The sequence below is a fragment of the Demequina aurantiaca genome, assembly GCF_050598105.1.
Classification (GTDB): Bacteria; Actinomycetota; Actinomycetes; order Actinomycetales; family Demequinaceae; genus Demequina; species Demequina aurantiaca_A.
This window is the reverse complement of record NZ_CP192436.1, coordinates 660796-679948: the sequence shown is the minus strand read 5'-3', so window position 1 is coordinate 679948 and position 19153 is coordinate 660796. Positions and strand designations below refer to the sequence as shown.

General features: G+C 67.0%; 18 protein-coding genes. 7 read left to right on the top strand and 11 right to left on the bottom strand.

The window, feature by feature from the left end; translation table 11 throughout:
• Positions 1-51: 51 nt before the first annotated feature.
• From ACQU6B_RS03005 to ACQU6B_RS02985, 5 genes are all read right to left on the bottom strand, one after another.
• A complete protein-coding gene (locus ACQU6B_RS03005) occupies positions 52-912 on the bottom strand; it encodes an aldo/keto reductase (protein WP_430868566.1) in 861 nt (286 codons plus the stop codon).
• Between the two features lie 63 nt (positions 913-975).
• Positions 976-2055: an alanine dehydrogenase gene (ald, locus tag ACQU6B_RS03000; protein WP_430868565.1), complete on the bottom strand. Its 1080-nt coding sequence runs from the start codon at positions 2053-2055 to the stop codon at positions 976-978.
• 222 nt (positions 2056-2277) lie between these two features.
• Positions 2278-3096, bottom strand: coding sequence for a D-alanyl-D-alanine carboxypeptidase family protein (locus ACQU6B_RS02995; RefSeq protein WP_430868564.1), 819 nt, complete (start codon positions 3094-3096; stop codon positions 2278-2280).
• 162 nt (positions 3097-3258) lie between these two features.
• Positions 3259-4278: a hemolysin family protein gene (locus ACQU6B_RS02990; RefSeq protein WP_430868563.1), complete on the bottom strand. Its 1020-nt coding sequence runs from the start codon at positions 4276-4278 to the stop codon at positions 3259-3261.
• A gap of 8 nt (positions 4279-4286) precedes the next feature.
• Positions 4287-5594 (bottom strand): hemolysin family protein, encoded by a 1308-nt coding sequence (locus ACQU6B_RS02985; protein WP_430868562.1) that lies wholly within the window; start codon positions 5592-5594, stop codon positions 4287-4289.
• A gap of 272 nt (positions 5595-5866) precedes the next feature.
• On the opposite strand from ACQU6B_RS02985, the gene ACQU6B_RS02980 reads away from it, so the two are divergent.
• Together ACQU6B_RS02980 and ACQU6B_RS02975 are read left to right on the top strand one after the other, a co-directional pair.
• Positions 5867-9763: a multifunctional oxoglutarate decarboxylase/oxoglutarate dehydrogenase thiamine pyrophosphate-binding subunit/dihydrolipoyllysine-residue succinyltransferase subunit gene (locus tag ACQU6B_RS02980; protein ID WP_430868561.1), complete on the top strand. Its 3897-nt coding sequence runs from the start codon at positions 5867-5869 to the stop codon at positions 9761-9763.
• On the top strand, positions 9760-10374 hold the full coding sequence (locus tag ACQU6B_RS02975) for a GDSL-type esterase/lipase family protein (RefSeq protein WP_430868560.1): 615 nt from the start codon (positions 9760-9762) through the stop codon (positions 10372-10374). The genes ACQU6B_RS02980 and ACQU6B_RS02975 overlap by 4 nt, the downstream gene beginning before the upstream one ends.
• Positions 10375-10455: 81 nt before the next feature.
• On the opposite strand, the gene ACQU6B_RS02970 is transcribed toward ACQU6B_RS02975, so the two are convergent.
• Positions 10456-11544 carry a type IV pilus twitching motility protein PilT gene (locus ACQU6B_RS02970; RefSeq protein ID WP_430868559.1) on the bottom strand — a complete coding sequence of 363 codons (1089 nt, stop codon included), beginning with the start codon at positions 11542-11544 and terminating at the stop codon, positions 10456-10458.
• Positions 11545-11670: 126 nt separating this feature from the next.
• On the opposite strand from ACQU6B_RS02970, the gene ACQU6B_RS02965 reads away from it, so the two are divergent.
• Positions 11671-11745, top strand: coding sequence for a 50S ribosomal protein bL37 (locus ACQU6B_RS02965; RefSeq protein ID WP_371327667.1), 75 nt, complete (start codon positions 11671-11673; stop codon positions 11743-11745).
• Positions 11746-11878: 133 nt separating this feature from the next.
• Here the strand turns inward: ACQU6B_RS02965 and rsrA are convergent, their stop codons facing one another.
• Together rsrA and ACQU6B_RS02955 are read right to left on the bottom strand one after the other, a co-directional pair.
• Entirely contained in the window at positions 11879-12121 is a 243-nt protein-coding gene (gene rsrA, locus ACQU6B_RS02960; protein WP_430868558.1) for a mycothiol system anti-sigma-R factor, read from the bottom strand.
• Positions 12114-12743, bottom strand: coding sequence for a sigma-70 family RNA polymerase sigma factor (locus ACQU6B_RS02955; protein WP_430868557.1), 630 nt, complete (start codon positions 12741-12743; stop codon positions 12114-12116). The genes rsrA and ACQU6B_RS02955 overlap by 8 nt, the downstream gene beginning before the upstream one ends.
• A gap of 187 nt (positions 12744-12930) precedes the next feature.
• On the opposite strand from ACQU6B_RS02955, the gene ACQU6B_RS02950 reads away from it, so the two are divergent.
• The 4 genes from ACQU6B_RS02950 (at position 12931) to ACQU6B_RS02935 (ending at position 16706) form a co-directional block, all read left to right on the top strand.
• On the top strand, positions 12931-13476 hold the full coding sequence (locus ACQU6B_RS02950) for a hypothetical protein (RefSeq protein ID WP_430868556.1): 546 nt from the start codon (positions 12931-12933) through the stop codon (positions 13474-13476).
• Positions 13473-14792, top strand: a complete 1320-nt coding sequence (gene aroA / locus ACQU6B_RS02945) for a 3-phosphoshikimate 1-carboxyvinyltransferase (RefSeq protein ID WP_430868555.1) — start codon at positions 13473-13475, stop codon at positions 14790-14792. The genes ACQU6B_RS02950 and aroA overlap by 4 nt, the downstream gene beginning before the upstream one ends.
• Before the next feature lie 9 nt (positions 14793-14801).
• On the top strand, positions 14802-15842 hold the full coding sequence (gene rsgA, locus ACQU6B_RS02940) for a ribosome small subunit-dependent GTPase A (RefSeq protein ID WP_430868554.1): 1041 nt from the start codon (positions 14802-14804) through the stop codon (positions 15840-15842).
• A gap of 66 nt (positions 15843-15908) precedes the next feature.
• On the top strand, positions 15909-16706 hold the full coding sequence (locus tag ACQU6B_RS02935; RefSeq protein WP_430868553.1) for an inositol monophosphatase family protein: 798 nt from the start codon (positions 15909-15911) through the stop codon (positions 16704-16706).
• Positions 16707-16712: 6 nt separating this feature from the next.
• On the opposite strand, the gene ACQU6B_RS02930 is transcribed toward ACQU6B_RS02935, so the two are convergent.
• Genes ACQU6B_RS02930 through ACQU6B_RS02920 form a run of 3 tightly spaced genes read right to left on the bottom strand, consistent with a single transcriptional unit; the run spans position 16713 to position 19088 of the window.
• Entirely contained in the window at positions 16713-17153 is a 441-nt protein-coding gene (locus ACQU6B_RS02930) for a DUF6912 family protein (RefSeq protein WP_430868552.1), read from the bottom strand.
• 4 nt (positions 17154-17157) lie between these two features.
• Positions 17158-18426, bottom strand: coding sequence for an AAA family ATPase (locus ACQU6B_RS02925; protein WP_430868551.1), 1269 nt, complete (start codon positions 18424-18426; stop codon positions 17158-17160).
• Positions 18423-19088, bottom strand: coding sequence for a hypothetical protein (locus ACQU6B_RS02920; protein WP_430868550.1), 666 nt, complete (start codon positions 19086-19088; stop codon positions 18423-18425). The genes ACQU6B_RS02925 and ACQU6B_RS02920 overlap by 4 nt, the downstream gene beginning before the upstream one ends.
• Between the last annotated feature and the right edge of the window lie 65 nt (positions 19089-19153).

Here is a 19153-nt window from a genome sequence, read left to right as displayed (position 1 = left end):
CTGGCCGTCAATGTCAGCCAGGGCACCACCGCGGCTAGGTCCCCAACGCCGCTAGGGCGTCAGCACCACGCTGAGCTGCTCGATCTGACCGGGCGTGAGTTCCAAGTCCGCGGCCTTCGCCGAATCAGTGATGGACTCGGGCCGAGAAGAGCCGGGAATCGGCAACACCACGTCGCCGAGCGCCAGTTCCCAGGCGAGGGTGACCTGTTGCGGGGAGACTCCATGCGCATCGGCCACCTCCTGGAACGCAGCCCGCGAACCCAACTTGCTTGCGTTCGATATCCCGCCCAGTGGGCTCCAGGGCAGGAACGCAATTCCCTGCGCCTGGCAGTACTGCAGCTCGTTGTAACTTGACGTGTAGCGCGGCGAGAACTGATTCTGAACGGACACCAGCCTGCCGCCAAGCACCTCCTGAGCGAGCTTGATCATGTCGGCATTCGAGATTCCCGCCATCGCGATCACGCCCTCGTCCAACAGGTCCCGGATCGCGCCCAAGGAGTCGACGTACGCCACCCGCCAGTCCGGGCGGTGCAACTGATACAGCCCGATGGTGTCCACCCCCAGTCGCAGTGCGCTGGCCTTGGCTGCGGCCTTAAGGTGCTCCGGTCGACCGTCCTTGAGCCAGGTGCCGTCGCCCGGCCTGACCAGACCGCCCTTGGTCGCCACCATCACGCCGGAGGTGTCGCCGCCGTACCCCGCGATTGCCTCCGCGATGAGCGCCTCGTTGTGGCCCGTCTCGTTCGCATCCCGGTTGTACGAGTCAGCCGTGTCGATGAGAGTGACTCCGGCATCGAGGGCAGCGTGCACGGTGGCGACGGCCCGGTCCCGGTCCGGACGGCCCTCGATCGACAGCGGCATCCCGCCTAGACCGATAGCCGCGAACGAATGACCGCCAATGGTGCGTTGCTTCATGCCGTTAACTCCTGTGCGTTGTGCGGCACGTGGGCCGCGCCAGTGTTTTCGATGCGACGTTCGCTAAGCGAGGTCGGGGAACGCCTCGATCATCACGGGGTGCACCACGCGACCACCGGTGACGTTGAGGCCGGCCGCGAGCGCAGCGTCGGCGGCGAGCGCAGCGTCGACACCGCCCGCGAGCGCGAGCACATACGGCAGCGTCACGTGGGTGAGCGCCGCGGTAGCCGTCGCGCCCACTGCGCCCGGCATGTTCGCCACGCAATAGAACACCGACCGCTCGACGATGTAGACCGGGTCGTCGTGGGTGGTGGCGTGAGAGTCCTCGAAGCAGCCGCCCTGGTCGATCGCGATGTCGACCAGCACTGATCCGGCTCGCATCCTCGCGACCTGGGAGTGGCTCACGACCTTGGGCGCCTGGTGGCCGGGCACGAGCACCGCGCCCACCACCAGGTCGGCCTCCACGACCACGCGGTCGAGCGCTTCGGGGGTGGAGAGGACCGTCGTCACGCCGGGGAGTCCCCGCGCCTCAATCTGGCGCAGGCGCGGTTCCGAGAGGTCCAGCACCGTCACCTCCGCGCCCATGGCGGACAGGAGCTCCACGGCGTTCGTGCCCGCGACGCCGGCACCGATCACCACAGTGGCGGCACGGGGAACGCCCGCGATCCCGCCCATCAAGATGCCCGGCCCGCCGTGCGAACTCAGCAGGTGATATCCCCCGGCGAGCGCGGCCAGCCGCCCCGCCACCGCGCTCATGGGCGCAAGCAACGGCAGCGAGCCATTCTCGAGCTGCACGGTGTCGTAGGACAACGCGGTAGTTCCCGCCGCCACGAGGGCGTCCGCCAGGGGCCGGTTCGCCGCGAGATGCAGGAACGTGAACAGGGTCTGGTTTCCGAGGCGGCCGTACTCCTCGGGGACGGGCTCCTTGACTTTGAGCACCAACTCCGCTCCCCAAGCCTCGTCTACAGTGCCGATTCGCGCTCCGGCCGCCAGGTAGTCGTCGTCCGGGATCATTGATCCCGCACCCGCTCCGGCCTGGACCACTACGTCGTGGCCCGCGTCCACCAACTCTCGCGCTCCCTGCGCGGTGAGCGCGACTCGCGTCTCACGGTTCTTGATCTCAGTGGGAACCCCAACGAGCATGCGCATCTCCTCGTGTCGCAATCGCGCTACCGGCTGATCTACCTTGGCGTCGAATGAGGACTTGCCGCCATTGGCATGTCCCCTGCTACAAGAGTGTCCCTCCGCCCGGTATCGCGCAAGAGGCCGGGACGCATTCGCCCGCAAATAATTCTGAGATCGACACTTCGTAGGCGCCGCTGACTAGGCGAGCGCTCGCCTACGAAGGACCGGGGGTTCATCGGCCTAGTAGCCGGTGCCCCACATCTCGTTGTAGTAACTGGCGGCGGCTTCGGTGAACTCCCAGTGCCACGGCTCGTACTTACTGGTCTGGGCCCAGACCGGGTTGGCCCAACCGTAGATCCCAGCGTTGTCGTCGAGCCAAGCCTTGGACGCGCCGCTCGAGCTATCCGAGCACAGGTCCACCGCAATGCCCCAACCGTGCATCGAGGTACCAGGCGTCGCGGCCAAGTACCCGCGCGCACGCTTGGTCGCGTACTGGTTGCTGAGCGAACGGTAGCTATCGGACAGGCAAATGTCGTGGCCGAACTCTGACTTGTAATGCTCGTTGAGGGCGGCGAACGCCACTGCAGCGTCGGCACGCAGCTTCTCACCAGGAACCCAGAGGTCACACAGGTCGGAGGAAGAGAGCAGCCCGTTGCTGCCGGAGGAGTGAGATGAACTCACGCAATCGGGAAGTGCCGTGCCCGCGGGCTCCTCGAACGAGGTGAGAATCGCGGAGGCCTGGTCGTCGACCGAAGGAAGCGGAAGGTCGGAAGACAGCAACTGCGGGCCGCCGCCTAGGATCGCTCGCGCAGTCGAGGGCGCGGCGCCGGCGACGACGTCTGGCAGCGCCTCCGCGGCATTGCCGTACGGGGTAATGGTGCCCATCACCGGATAGACGACCATCGCGAGCGCGAATCCGGCGAGGACTCCCAGGCGCGTCAGCACCTTGCGGCGACGGTGGGTGGTGCGGACCTGGTGTTCCTGGGTCCGTTCGATGCGAGCAACCTTGCGCGGACGTTGGCTCTCGACAGCCTGGTCGGGGCGCACGCGGTTACTCACATTCGCCTCCTACCCTGTCGTCGCCTGCTACCTAGGGAAGGCCGGCGGTCTTGAAAATTACGTGTGCCCCCAGATCGGGGGGCACGTCCAATAGTAACCAAATGGTAACGACGATGGCTAGGCCAACCTCATGTCGGATGAATCACAGCACTTGACGGAGGGCTATTTGCCCCGCGTCATTGAGTCCCGCACTTCGCCCACCAGTTCCTCGATAATGTCCTCGAGGAACACGATGCCGACCGCCGCTTCGCCGCGATGAACTGACGCCACGTGGGCGCCCGACCCGCGCATCTGCGCCATGACGCTCTCTATCTCATCGTCCACGGCGACCGTCGGAAGGTCTCTCACTCTCCAACGCTGGATGGGCTCCTCGCGTTCCCCAGGACGCGCATAGAGCCCATCCTTGATGTGGAGGTAGCCCACGAAATGGTCGCCCTCGCGCACCGGGAAGCGCGAGAAGCCCGTGTCGGCGACAGCCGCCTCGAGCCCATCCACCGTGACGCCCATGTCGACGCCCCTCACGTCCGCCAGCGCCACCATCACGTCGGCCGCGGTGTAATCGGAGAATTCGATGGCGCCGGTCAGCAGTCCGTCCGGATCGGACAGCGTGCCCTCGGCGCTGGAGCGCTCGACGATCGACTGCACCTCGTCGGCGGTAAACGCCGACGTGATCTCGGCCTGCGGCTCGAAGCCGATGGCCCGGACCAGGTGGTTCGCGACCCAGTTCAGCGCCACGATGATGGGGCGGACGAAGCGAGCGATCATCACCAGCGGCGGGCCAAAGATTAGCGCGGCGCGGTCGGGACTCGACACGGCGGCGTTCTTGGGCACCATCTCACCAATCACGACGTGCAGACCGACGATGATGGTCAGCGCGATGATGACGGCCACCACGTGCGCGGCGGACTCGGAGAACCCGAGGGCCTGCATCGGCGGCTCGAGTGCGTGCGCGAGAGCGGGCTCAGCCACCACTCCGAGCGACACCGAACACACCGTGATACCCAGTTGCGCGCACGCGAGCATCAGGGAGACGTTCTCCATCGCCCACAGCACGGTCTTGGCGGACTTCGAACCCGCCTGCGCGAGCGGCTCGATGGAACTGCGTCGCGCGGAGATCACCGCGAACTCGGCTCCCACAAAGAAAGCGTTGGCGAGCAGTAGCCCAATAACAAGCAGGGTCATTGACAGCGTCATCGGACGTCACCGCCCTCGGTCGGTTCCGGCGCGATTAGCTCCAGGCGCACACGGTCGATGCGGCGACCCTCCATGCGCTCCACCCTCACCCGCACCGCGCCCGCTTCGACCTGGTCCCCCACCTCTGCGACGCGACCCAGCCGCGCCATCACAAAGCCGCCGAGGGTCTCGTACGCGGGAGACTCGGGAATCTCCAGCTCGGTACGTTCGCGCACCTCATCCGGGCGCAAGACGCCGGGGATGATCCACGCTCCGCCCGCGGTGCGGTGGATGGGCGCGCGACGCCGGTCGTGCTCGTCCGCCACCTCGCCCACGAGTTCCTCGACCACGTCCTCGAGCGTGACTAGGCCTGCGGTCCCGCCGTATTCGTCTACGACGACCGCACACTGGTGTCCGAGTCCGCGCAGCTCGACCAAGAGCGGGAGCATGCGCATGGTCTCGGGGATGCGCGGCGCGTTCACCATCAGCGCGCCGACGCGCACGTCGTCGCGCTCGTGGGCGGGCACGCTGACAGCCTGGCGGAGGTGAACAAGCCCGACGATGTCGTCGGGCCCGTCGCCCACCACTGGGAATCGCGAGTGACCCGTCGCCCGCGCGAGCGACAGGACGTCGGCGGCCACGGCATCGGCCGCGAGGGTTTGTAGCCGGGTGCGGTCGGTCATGACGTCGATAGCGGTCAGGTTGTCGAGCTCGATCGTGTTCTTCAGCAACAGCGCGGTCGAGGGGGCGAGGGTGCCCACCTCCGCGGAACGCCGCACCAGCGCGGCTAGTTCCTGTCGCGAGCGGCCACCAGCGAGCTCCTCCTTGGGCTCCATCCCCAGCGACCGCAGGATCGCGTTAGCAAGCCGGTTGAGCACCACGATCAGGGGTCTTAGGGCGAGCGTGAACCCCATATTGAGGGGCGCGACAAACTTGGCAGTGCGCATCGGCGCCGACAGCGCCGCATTCTTGGGCACCAGTTCCCCGATGATCATCGAGAACGCGTTGACAAGAATGAGCGAGAGGGTTCCGGCGAGACCCGCGACGGCGGCCCGGCTCAGCGTGGTCGACTCGAGGGGGATCCCCAGCAACTCGACCAGCGCGGGCTGCGCGGTGTAGCCGAGCAGGATCGTGGTGAGGGTGATCCCCACCTGCGCGCCAGATAGCTGCGTCGACAGGTGCTTGAGCGCCCGCCGGACACGGCCACTGCGGGGGTCGTCGTCGATGTGCGAGGGATCTAGCGCAACCAGGGAGAATTCCGCGGCGACGAAGATCGCGGTTCCTAGCGTGAGTAGTACACCGACTCCGAGCAGGATCCACGCCATCAGAGGGTGCTGCGACCCTCGTGCCAGCCAACTGAAAGTGGTGCGCGTCTATCGCCGTTCATCATTGGGTAATCATAGCGATGCCACCGTCAGTTCGCGATCGTGCCAAGGTCTCCCCAAGCAACTCACCCTGCTTGGGGTAAGACCAACCATGTTGCGTAACAATTTGTCCAAAACCGGTGACAGCAGGGACCTCGTAACCGTTTAGGCTGGAGAATAGACAAATCAACGCAATGTAGACGCATCAGCGCCAAGAAAGTGAGCGGCCTCAAGTGTCCAACGACACCAGCGCGCCAGACACCGACCGAACGACCGTGACGCGCGCCGCGAGCGCCCCTTCGGTCGCTTCCCTAATCGTGGGTTCGGCTGGGGGTCAGCCACCTCGCGGGCCGGAAAAACAGTCCGCCCCGACATTCGTCATCAAGCCAGCCCCCGGCACTAAGGCGGCTTCACCGACCCCACGCGGCGACCACACGGCAAGTGACACGGCTAACGACGCCGCTAGCGACGCAGGCAAGGCCGATGCCGGAGTCGACACGGATGATGCTGCTCCGCATAACGAGGCGGAGATCGAGTCGCCCTCAAGCGCGCCCGAGATTCGGTCCGCGAGCGCGTCCGAAGTGGCCAAGGGAAAGCGCCCCAACATCACGCAGCCCGCGACCGTGGCCACCCCCGTAGTCACTCCGCACACCCTGGAAGAGGCCCGTACGGAGCAGGCGGTGACGCAGCCAATAGCGACCGCCCAGGCACCGACCGCCGCCTACCTCCAGCGGCCCGACCACGCCGAACGCTCCACCACCGACGTGCACCAGGGCGTCACTCGCCTGCGCGGCCCCGCCGCCCGCGTCGTGAGCAACATGGAGGCCAGCCTCGAGGTCCCCACCGCCACCTCGGTGAGGACCATCCCCGCGAAGTTGCTGATGGACAACCGCGTGGTGCTCAACAACCACCTGGCGCGTACGCGCGGCGGCAAGGTCAGCTTCACCCACCTCATCGGCTACGCGCTCGTCGAGGCGCTCGCCGAGTTCCCGTCGATGAACGTGGCGTACGGACTCGAGGACGGCAAGCCCTCGATGATCACGCCCGCTCACGTCAACTTTGGCCTCGCGATTGACCTCGCCAAGGAGGACGGCACCCGCCAGCTCCTCGTGCCGAGCATCAAGTCCGCGGACGACATGGACTTCGCCCAGTTCTGGACGGCGTACGACGACGTGGTGCGCAAGGCCCGGACCGGCACGCTACAGGCGTCGGACTTCCAGGGCACCACCATCACGCTCACGAACCCGGGGACGTTGGGCACCGTGCACTCCGTGCCGCGCCTCATGACTGGGCAGGGCGCCATCATCGGCGTCGGCGCCATGGACTACCCCGCGGAGTATCAGGGTGCATCCGAGGAAGTCATCTCGCGACTCAGCATCTCCAAGGTGATGACGCTGACCTCGACGTACGACCACCGCGTCATTCAGGGCGCGCAGTCCGGCGAGTTCCTGGCCCTCGTTCACAAGAAGCTGCTGGGCCTCGACGGGTTCTACGACCGCGTGTTCGTCGCGCTGCGCATCCCCTACGAGCCCGTTCGTTGGGTCCAGGACTCCGTGACGACCCCGGAGGCGGAAGCCGCCAAGCCCGCTTCAATCGCCGAACTCATCCACTCCTACCGCTCACGCGGGCACCTGATGGCCGACGTGGACCCGCTGAGCTCGCGGCCGCGCAAGCACTCCGACCTCGACGTTCAGACGCACGGCCTCACGCTGTGGGACCTGGACCGCGTGTACTCCACGGGCGGCTTTGGCGGCCGCGAGCGCTGGAAAATGCGCGAAGTCCTGGGACGCCTACGCGACGCGTATTGCCGCACCATCGGGCTCGAGTACATGCACATCTCGGATCGCAAGCAGCGCACGTGGTTCCAGGCCCGGCTCGAGCAGGGCTACACCAAGCCCGCCCGCGAGGAACACCTGCACGTGCTGAACCGGCTCAACGCCGCGGAGGCCTTCGAGGCCTTCCTGCAGACCAAGTACGTTGGCCAGAAGCGCTTCTCGCTCGAGGGCGGCGAGTCGCTCATCCCGCTGCTCGACGCGATCATGTCCTCGGCGGCGACGGCGGGCATTCAGGAAGTCTGCATCGGCATGGCCCACCGCGGACGCCTCAACGTTCTCGCGAACGTCGCCGGCAAGAAGTACGGACAGATCTTCTCCGAGTTCGACGGCACCGCAGCACCCGGCTCCGTCCAGGGCTCCGGCGACGTGAAGTATCACCTCGGAACCGAGGGCACCTTCACCGCCGAGTCCGGCGCCACCACCAAGGTCTACCTCGCCGCGAACCCGTCGCACCTCGAGGCCTCCGACCCCGTGCTCGAGGGGATAGTGCGCGCGAAGCTCGACGCGCTCGGGGCCGACCCCGCCACCGACGGCTACCCCGTGCTGCCCGTGCTCGTGCACGGCGACGCGGCCTTCGCCGGACAGGGTGTCGTGATGGAGACTCTCAACCTGGCCGCCCTGAAGGGTTACAAGACCGGCGGCACGGTCCACGTCATCATCAACAACCAGGTAGGTTTCACCACCGGCCCGGAGAACTCGCGCTCAACGCGCTACGCCACGGACATCGCCAAGGGATTCCAGATCCCGATCTTCCACGTCAACGGCGACGATCCAGAGGCCTGCGTGCGCGCCGCCCGGCTCGCGTTCGAGTACCGCGAAGAGTTCGGCCGCGACGTCATCGTCGACATGGTCTGCTACCGCCGTCGCGGGCACAACGAGGGCGACGACCCCTCGATGACGCAGCCGCGCATGTACGACCTGATCGAGGCCAAGCGCTCGGTGCGCCACCTCTACACCGAGTCCCTGATCCGCCGCGGCGACATCACCCTTGAGGAGGCGGAGTCCGTCTCCAAGGATTACCTCTCGCAACTCGAGCGCGTCTTCCTCGAAACACGCGAAGGCTTCAAGTCCGGCCCCGACACCGAGTCGATCTCCGGGCTGGAAGTCCCCTCGTCGCAGTCGTCTGACGCCGGCATGATGGTGGGCTGGAAGACGGCCGTCACCGCGGGCCAGATCGAGCGCATCGGGCGCGCACACGTGCGCCCGCCCGCAGGTTTCACCGTTCACTCCAAGCTGCAGAAGTTGCTGGAGCGGCGCGAGGTCATGAGCCGCGAGGGCGGCATCGACTGGGGCTACGGCGAGATTCTGGCTTTTGGCACCCTGTTGCAGGAGGGCGTGCCGATCCGCATGGCGGGCCAGGACAGCCGGCGCGGGACGTTCGTCCAGCGCCACGCCGTCTACCACGATCGCAAGAACGGCTCCGAGTGGACTCCCCTGCTCTACCTGAGCGCGGATCAGGCACGCCTGCACATCTACGATTCTTCGCTGAGCGAGTATGCCTGCTTGGGCTTCGAGTACGGGTACTCGGTCGAGCGCCCGGACTCACTGGTGCTGTGGGAGGCGCAGTTCGGCGACTTCGTCAACGGCGCGCAGACCATCATCGACGAGTTCATCACGTCGGCCGAGCAGAAGTGGGGCCAGTCCTCCTCAGTCGTGTTGCTGTTGCCGCACGGGTACGAAGGCCAGGGTCCCGACCACTCGTCGGCCCGCCCCGAGCGTTTCCTGCAAATGTGCGCCGAGGACAACATGGTGGTCGCGACGCCGTCCACCCCCGCGAGCTACTTCCACCTGCTGCGCCGCCAGGCGTACGCGCACCCGCGCAAGCCGATGATCGTCTTCACTCCCAAGTCGATGCTGCGGCTCAAGGCGGCGCAGTCGGCTGTCGCGGACTTCACCGAGGGCACCTTCCGCGAGGTCATCACCGACCCGATCGATCCCGCCGGGGTGACTCGCGTACTCATGTGCAGCGGCAAGGTGTACTACGACCTGCTGGCGGCGCGAGAGAAGGCGGGCGACACGTCCGTCGCTATCGTGCGGTTCGAGCAGCTGTACCCGTTCGCCCCTGACGCAATCAACGAGGCACTCGCGCCGTTCGGGGACGCCGAACTCATGTGGGTTCAAGAGGAGCCGCGTAACCAGGGCGCCTGGGGTCACATCTCGATGTCGCTGCCGCAGATCGTTAACCGGACGGTGTCCGTCACCTCGCGCACCGCATCGGCCTCCCCCGCATCGGGAATGAGCTCGCGTCACGCGACCGAGCAGGCCGAATTGGTCGAGAAGGCGTTCCGTCAATGAGAAACGTGTTCTTCGTGGGCGACGAGCTGGTCGCGGGTCACGGCGACCCTAAGGCCCTGGGCTGGACAGGTCGCGTAGCTGCCCGTACGTTGCCGCACGCGACTGACCTGGCGTTCCACACGCTGGCCGTCCCGGGCGAAACGACCGGAGAGATGACCAGCAGGTGGGACGACGAGGCGCTGCGCCGCATCGCGCGCCCAGAGGCTGCCGACCAGCCGCGTTACGCGCTATTCGCCGTTGGCCGCGGCGACGTCACGCGCTCGGTGTCCACCACCATGACCCGTCTCAACCTCGCGAACGCGCTCGATCGCGCGGCGGGCCTCGGGTTCGCCACTCTGCTCGTGGGCCCGCCCCCGGGACGCAAAGAGGACAACCAGAAGATTTCAGAGCTGGCGGCCGTGTGCGAGGAGTCTGCCGCGCGCCGCGGAGTTCCGTACGTCGACATGTACGGCCCGCTCGCGCGCCACGACCAGTGGGCCGCGGACATGGACACCGGCCACGAGTCGCTGCCGCTACAGGCCGGCTACGGCCTGATGGCGTGGCTCGTGCTGCACTCGCGTTGGCACGCGTGGCTCGGCATCGACGACGCCGAGGCTCTCAACAACTCCTGATTACCTGCCGCTCGTGGTTGGTGAATTTCAGCATCACCAACCTCGAGCGTCGGGGCCCTCAGGCCCCATTCACAGCGGTATCTAGACGATGACTCCTGCATTGCGCAGCGTGACCGTCAGGTCGTGCGGACGCGACGCGATCGCGACAGCATCCTCGAAGCCGACCTCACCGTCCCTGACCAACTGGAACAGGTGCTGGTCGAACGTCTGCATCTTGTAGTACTCACCCTCCGAGATCAGGTCGATCAGCGGTGGCTGGCTGGGAGGATCGACGATGGCCTCCGCGGTACGCCCGGTGTTGACCATGACCTCCGCCACGAGCGTGCGGCCCTTGCCGTCGCCCTTGCGCACCAGCCGCTGCGACACGATGCCCTTGAGGGTCTGCGCCAGCGTTGCGCGGACCTGACCCTGCTCGTGCGGGGTGAAGAAGTCGACGATGCGGTTAATAGTGTCCTGCGCGTCGACGGTGTGCAGCGTCGCCATCACGAGGTGCCCGGTCTCCGCCGCTGACAGTGCGGCACGCACGGTTTCGATGTCTCGCATCTCGCCGACCATGATGACGTCGGGGTCCTGACGCATCGCCCCGCGCAGCGCATTGGTGAAGTCGAGCGTGTCCGAGCGGACCTCGCGCTGCGAGATGATCGCCTTCTTGTCGTGGTGCAGAACCTCGATCGGGTCCTCGATCGTGATGATGTTGACCTCGCGGTACGTGTTGATCAGGTCGATCATCGACGCTAGCGTGGTGGTCTTTCCCGACCCGGTGGGTCCGGTGACGAGCACCAGCCCGCGAGGCTCGAGCGCCAAATCGCCGACGACCGGAGGCAGACCCAGCTCGTCGAAGCTCTGCGCTCCTACAGCGACGCGGCGGAACACCAGGGAGTCGGTGCCGCGCGCCACGTACGTGTTGACGCGGAAGCGCCCCACCCCTGACAGCGAGAACGCGAAGTCGGCCTCGTGGGTGTCTCGGAACTGCGCGACCAGGTCCTCAGGCAGAACCTGGGCGACCATGTTGCGGGTGTCTTCCGGGCGCAGCAACGGCACCTGCAGCTTGCGCAGGCGGCCGTCCACGCGAATACGCGGAGCGGAACCCACCTTGCAATGCAGGTCAGAACCCCCCGTGCTCGCTAGTGCGTGCAGGAACGGGATGACGGAAACTGGCTGTTCGCTCACGGACTCTCCATCGGCAGTAAAAGTGCTTGCCTTGAGAGGCTACCGGGTGCGGCGCTCTATGCATTAACTTCTGTGGGAAGATAGGTAGTCGAGTTTTGTACGATCTGCGTTAAGAAAGGGGGACCCATGAGCAAGCGAGGCCGCAAGCGCAAGGCGCGTGCCAAGGGCGGAGCCAACCATGGCAAGCGCCCCAACGCATAGTTAGTTCCGGATCTATCCGGGTACAGCAAGGCCGCATCGGGCAATGACCGATGCGGCCTTTTGCTTGCTCCGAAGCCGCAGCGCCGCTCGCATTAGTGCGTAGGGCGGTACGGGGCGGCGCGCACGGCAGGGACTAAGAGTCCCCGCGCGCCGACTTGATGGTGGCGAGCACGCGAGCCCGCAGGACGTCCGGAGCGACCTCGTCGCCACAGTTGCCCACGAGGTTCTTAATCTTCTCGTTGATGCGGTGCTCAGCCTCACATGGCGGGCATTCCTTGAGGTGGTCGCCTATGTGGCGAAGCTCCTCATCGGGCAACTCGTGATCGATGTACTCGAAAATTTGGTCGAGTGCCTGTTCACATTTGGTATTAGGCATCGGGGGACTCTCCTGAATTCTTTGGTGCTTTATTAGCGGCGGGGCGCTTGTCGTAGAAACCGCGCTCCGCTCCGTAATCGCGCAGGTTCTCGCGAAGCAGCTTTCGCCCGCGGTGAAGGCGCGACATCACGGTGCCAACTGGCGTGTCCATGATCTCGGCGATCTCCTTGTACGCAAATCCCTCAACGTCGCTCAGGTATACAGCCATCCGGAAGTCGTCCGGTAGGTCGGCAAGGGCTTGCTTGATGTCGCCGTCGCCCATCTGGTCCAGCGCGTTGTCCTCTGCGGAGGCCAAGCCGGTGGAGGTGTGCTCCGCCGCGGCAGACAGCTGCCAGTCCTCGATCGTGTCCGCGTCCGAGCGCTTGGGCTGGCGCTGCTTCTTGCGGTACGTGTTGATAAACGCGTTGGTCTGGATCCGGTACAGCCACGCCTTGAGGTTGGTGCCAGGGGTGTACTTGTCCTGAGCCGCGAACGCCTTGGCGAACGTCTCCTGGACAAGGTCCTCCGCATCGGCGCCGTTACGGGTCATCCGCAGGGCGGCGGCGTAGAGCTGGTCCATGTAGGACAGCGCCTCCGCCTCAAAGGTAAGGGCCGGGGTCTCGTCAATCGTTGTGTCATTCATCACCACCGAGCCTACTCTGCCGCGGGCCGCACGGGGTAGCGGTCGGCGTGTGCGGGCCGACTGCCTGTCCAAGGTGATTGTCATGTATAGGGGAACCATGCCGGCCCTCGGATAATTCCCACGCCTTCGATGCCGCATTCACGGCTCGCGCTACACAGCCGCCGCCCACTATTGGTAGCGTAGGTACATGTTCTTTCGCGCAATAGCCCGCCCACTCCTTGCCTCCTGGTTCATCTACGGAGGCATCGAATCCGTGCTCACCCCGGAACGACGCGCGGAACGCGCCGCCCCCGTGGTCTCCCCCCTGCTCGTCGAGGCGGGACTCGAGGACGTCAAGGTCACCGACATGGTGAAGGTGCACGGCGCCGCGACTATCGTCGCCGCCTCAATCCTCGCCCTCTCGCGCACGCCCAAGACCGCAGGTTTCGCGCTCGCCGGCCTGGCCGCTGTGACGGTGGCTGCCGGGCGCCCGTTCTGGCGCGAGGAGGATGAGGAGACGCGCCTGCGCGAACGAGAGCGTTTCATGATGAACCTCTCGCTGTTCGGCGCGACGGTTCTCGCGGCCACCTCAGGCCACGGTGCGAACCACCGCGCCCGGGTCAAGGCAAAGAAGGCGAAGTCTCGCGACAAGGAACTCGCCGCCAAGGTCTCCCGCAACGAGCAGAAGACGCTGCGCAACAAGAAGTCCATCGCCAAGAACAGCTCGAGCAAGAGTTCAAAGCGGGGCAAGTGAGCCAGTCGTTTCCCGCCGGAGTCGGAGTAGGCGAGGTATGGGACGCTCCCACCGCTGACGCCCCGCTCGACGCCACTGTCGACGTCCCCGGCTCCAAATCCCTCACCAACCGCTTCCTAGTGTTGGCCGCTCTGGCCGATGCTCCGGTGCGCATCTCGGGCGGACTCAGGTCCTCCGACTCGGATCACATGATCGGCGCGCTACGTGCGATGGGCGTGGGGATTGACGACTCGGGCGCGGTGTGGACCGTGACGCCCGCCAAGGTCCGTGGCGGCGTGCACGTTGAGTGCGGGCTGGCCGGTACCGTCATGCGCTTTGTCCCCCCTCTTGTGCTGCTCGCGGACCCGGCCGACGGCCCCGTCACCTTCGACGCCGCCCCCAGCGCGAAGGGTCGCCCCATGGCACCGCTCCTCGACGCGCTGCGCGCGCTCGGCGCCAGCGTGTCCAGCTCATCCGACGAGACCTTCCCTTTCACTGTGACCCCGCCCGCGACCGTTCCCACCGAGGTGGTCGTCGACGCGAGCGCATCGTCTCAGTTCGTCACCGCGCTGCTACTGACTGCGCCACGCCTTGCTCGGGGACTGACCGTGCGCCACGTCGGCGACTCCCTGCCCAGCCTGCCGCACATCGACATGACCTGCGAGACTCTGCGAGACGCCGGAATCCAGATCGACCAGCCCGACGAGCGCACCTGGGTGGTCCACCCCGGGCCCATCTCGCTGGGAGACATTCGGGTCGAGCCGGACCTCTCGAACGCGGGCCCCTTCATGGCCGCCGCCGTGGTCGCCGGCGGCACCGTGCGCATCCCCGGCTGGCCGTCGCACACCACCCAACCGGGTGCCTACTACCCGCACATCCTCGAGCAGATGGGCGCCACCTGCAGTCTCGACGACGGCGTCATGACCGTCGTCGGCCCCACCGGAAACCTGTACGGCATCGAGGCCGACCTCGGGCCCGCGGGTGAGATCACGCCGACCATCGCGGCGATCTGCGCGCTGGCAGTCACGCCCTCGCGGCTCACCGGCATCGGCCACCTGCGCGGTCACGAGACGGACCGACTTGCGGCAATCGCCACGGAGATTACCCGACTTGGCGGCCATTGCGTGGCGAGCGCCGATGCGCTCGATATTTCTCCTTCGCCCCAGGGCCTGTCCGGTGCCGTGATGGCGAGCTACCACGACCACCGCATGGCCACCTTCGCGGCCATCCTGGGACTCACCGTGCCTGGCATACAGGTACTCAACGTCGGCACCACCTCCAAGACCATGCCCGACTTCCCGCACATGTGGCAGTCCATGCTCGGACTGTCGGACTAGGCACACCGCGTGCGCGAATACGACGAGTCCGACGCCAAGGTAAGGCCGCAAAAGCGCGGCTCCCGACCGCGCTCGAAGCTGCGACCCGCCCACGCGGACGCCGTGCCCGGCACTGTCGTCGGGGTAGACCGCGGCCGGTTCACCGTGTGGATGTCCGACACCGACACCAAGGTGATCGCCGTCAAGGCACGCGAGCTCGGCCGACGCGGCCTGGTCATCGGCGACATCGTGGGGATGGTCGGCGACTCCACCGGCGACAAGGGAACACTGGCCCGAATTGTGCGCCGCGAGCCGCGCGCGACCGAGCTGCGGCGCACCGCCGACGACACGGACCCCACCGAGCGGGTGATCGTCGCCAACGCCAGCCAACTCGCCATTGTGACCGCCCTCGCCGACCCCGAGCCGAACCCCCGCATGATCGACCGGTGCCTGGTGGCCGCTTTCGCCGCCGGCATGGACGCCCTGCTGGTCCTGACCAAAGCAGACTTGGGGTCCGGAGACGAGCTGCGCGCCACCTACGAGCCGCTGGGCGTCACCGTCCTCGAGACCACAGTGCGCCACGATGCCGACGTCCTCAAGTCGCACGATGGCGCCCCCGACGAACTCGCGGGAGTCGAGGGGCTGCGCGACTACGTCGACGGCGTCTCGACGGTCTTCGTGGGCTACTCCGGCGTCGGCAAGTCCACCCTCGTCAACGTGCTCGTTCCCAACGCGGGCCGCGTGACCGGAATCGTCAACGACGTGACCGGTCGCGGTCGACACACCTCCACGTCCGCGGTGGCTCTTGAGCTCCCCGACGGCGGCTGGATCATCGACACGCCTGGCATCCGTAGCTTTGGGCTGGCGCATGTAGACGTCGAGAATTTCATTGCCGTGTTCCCGGACATTGCCGATGCCGCGGCCGAGTTCTGCCCGCGCGGTTGCGCTCATGCCTCGGCTGAGGATGGGTGCGCGCTCGACAAGTGGGCCACCACGCCGGACCAGCAGTCGCGGGTCAATTCGATTCGCCGGCTCCTGGCCTCCCGCGCGGAGACCGAATCCTGGCAGTAGTGCCTGGCAGTAGTGAGACGGGCGGCCAGCGATGGGCCTCTCCCCTAGCGCCAGTAGGCTGGGCGCATGATTCCGACCGGCGAATACGCAGCTGACCTCAACCTCGCGCTCGCGATGGCCGACGAGGTTGACGCGTTGACCATGCGCAACTCCGATCCCGCGGACCTGACCGTGGAGCTCAAGCCCGACGACACCCCCGTCACCGCGGTCGACCGCGCCGCCGAGCAGCTCATCCGGTCCGCGCTCCAGCAGCAGCGCCCCGCAGACTCGCTCCTGGGCGAGGAGTACGGGTCCTCCGGAGATTCGGCGCGCCGGTGGATTGTCGACCCCATTGACGGCACCAAGAATTTCATTCGCGGCGTACCCGTGTGGGCGACGCTCATCGCGTTGTTCGATGGCGACAAGCCTGCAGTGGGCGTGGTGAGCGCGCCTGCGCTCGGCCGGCGCTGGTTCGCCGCGGCTGGCGACGGCGCGTGGGAGGGGCAGGATGCCGCGACCGCGCGGCGGTTGGCCGTCTCTCAGGTGGCTTCGCTACCGGAGGCGAGCATGTCGTATTCGTCGCTCACGGGTTGGGAGCCCATCGGCCGCCTCGACTCCCTCCTGGACCTTTCCCGCGAGGTCTGGCGGACCAGGGCCTACGGGGACTTTTGGAGCTACATGCTCGTTGCGGAGGGTGCGGTGGACATCGCCGCCGAACCGGAGCTCGAGGTCTACGACATGGCCGCTCTCGTGCCCATCGTCCTGGAGGCCGGAGGCCGGTTTACCTCTCTCGACGGCATCGAGGGACCTTTTGGAGGAAACGCGATCGCCAGCAACGGCGCTCTGCACGATGCCGCGGTCGCGGCGCTCGCCGCGCGTAGTTAACTGCCGCTAGTGCCGCGGCACCGCCGCGAACTCGGTGAAGTCGTACCAGAGCAAGTCGTGATCCTCTAGCCGCTCAAGCGATCCCTCGAGGCCCGCCCTCGCCTGACTGGCGGCGTCCGCGGCTGAAGGCTCGTCGACAAAGGCGCAGGCGATTGCGTCGGCCGGCACGCGACCGGTGAGCACTACCGCCGCGGGATGCGCGTCCGGGACCGGGGTCACGTCCGAGCGCGTGTAGTCGGCGACGATGACCACGCGCAACGTTGCACCGAATTCGACCACCGACTCCAGGGCGGCAGCGTCGCGCGCCTGCTCAGCCATCTCATCGGCGTCGTCGAACGAGGAAATCTCCATCAGCCGTTCGGTGACGGCGAAGCCCATGGTTGGCTCCCATTTTCCGGAGCCGCAGGAGTCGAGGTCATCGATTGTCGCTGGGATGTAGACGCGCATGGCCTCAGTCTGTCAGGGCGGGGGCTCCGGCGCGCGCGGACTCACTCTGAACTACCGATCCAACGCGCCGCTCCTGCGCTGCCGCCAGCGCGGCGAGAGCGACCTCGGCTATCGCTCGGCGCGCGGGTGAGCGGGGAACGCGCTCGCGCAGGGTCTGGCCCGCGAGAGTGGCGGCGTCACAAGACTTGCCGTCGGCAGGAACCATCCACACCCTGTCAACCCCGCTGTAGCGCGCCAGGGCGTCGGCGATTGCCTCCTCCGGGTGACGCCCCGCGACGGATCCGCGCACGCGGTTCGCGACTACGAGGCGAGGGCACGACACCTCGGGGTGCTCACCTAGCTCGGCCAGCGCCTGCACTAACCGTTGGATGCCCAGGGGTTCGGCGGTTCCCACTACCACCACCGCGTCCGCCGCGGCCAGCGCACTCAGGGTCGCCCCGTTGCGCTCCGGCGCGCGAGTGTCGTACAGCGCCTCCTCGTCCTGCGCAATCGAGAATCCGCAGTCCACCACAGTGACCGCGCTATGCCGGCGCAGGAGCGGCCACACCGCGTCGAGCGCGCTGCGCGACAACTCCGGCCAGCGATCAGCGCGTGAGATCCCGGAAAGCACCTTGAGCCCGTCGTCGACCGTGAGCAGGTGGCGCCAGGCGACGTCGTCCGTAAGGTTGCCGTGCAGCGAGGCGCGCGCGAGTGCCGCGATTCCGGGAGCCTCGTCTAGCAGCCCAAGCGCCTGCGCGACCGCGCCGCCATAGGTGTCGACGTCGACCACCAGCGCCTCGGCCTGTGGACCGGCCGCGCACTCCGCCGCCATGTTGACCGCGAGAGTGGTCCTGCCGGGCGCTCCCGTCGGACCCCAGACGGCGATGATCACTCCATTCTCTTCGGGCGCCGACGGGATACCAGCAGGAATGGCAGGAGCGGTCACTACGGTCTCGGCAGCCGATGCCGCGCGGTCCGCCACGATGCCGGGATCCGCTGCGGCGTCAGTCACGTGGACGATCCCTAGCGCGGCGAGATCGGCGCCCGCGGAGGCGGTGGTGGGGACCGCCACCACTACCGCTCCAAGGGCCGCAAGGTCCGCGACCACCATCCGGTTGAGTCGGGGCTGGTCGGACACGATCACCACGGACGCCATGCCCGCTTGCGCTAGGGCGAGCGCCTCCGCCAGGTCGGCGCACCGGCGCACCAAAGTCAGGTCGGGGTGAGCCTCGACCGCGACCGCCACGGCGCTCTCGCGGTCACCTAGCATCGCGACCGCGACGGTCGTCGTCACTGCTGGCCTCCGCCCGCGCGCCCCACAATCGAGATCGCTCCCTCGGTAGCCACCGACCCCAGGAAGTCGCTCATATCCGCCTGCGGCACCAGGACGTAGACGGTCTCGCCGGAGCCAACCGCGAAGGCTCCGTCGTCGCTCTCGACCTGGCTGACGACAACCGACTGCGCGATGAGCGACGACTCTGGCACCCCGGCCGCCTCTTGGGTCAGCCAGATGTCCACCACGCTGCCAGTGCCGATGTCCTTCGCCAGCGGCGTCGCGGTGCGCACGGCCACCGCGCGCAGGTCGACGTCCTTGGCTTGCGCCACAGCCGCGACCGGAAGCAGCTCTCCCTCGCCCACCACCCGCGTCACGACCTCTCCCCAGGGGGCATCGTCGCCCTCCGCGGACACGTAGACGTCCGTCGGAACGCGCACCCGCACCACGACGACGTCCGCCTCGGTGAGCACGGTGCCCGGCGTCAGCACCTGCTTCGCCGCAAAGTAGGGTGCTGTGCTGTCCGATGCTCGCGTCAGCGCTGACACCGCGACCACCGCCACAGCGATGAGCACTAAACCGATGAGCAGCCGCGGATCCCGCCACGACGGGCGCTTCAGGCGTCCCACCGTAGGGCCGGCCGTTCCGATCATGAAGACTCCCTCGTCTCGACTCTTCTCCATCTTGCCGGGTTTGTGCGCAACCGCCAACCGGTTGTGGAAAACCTTGGGCTGTCTCCCCTCCGTGT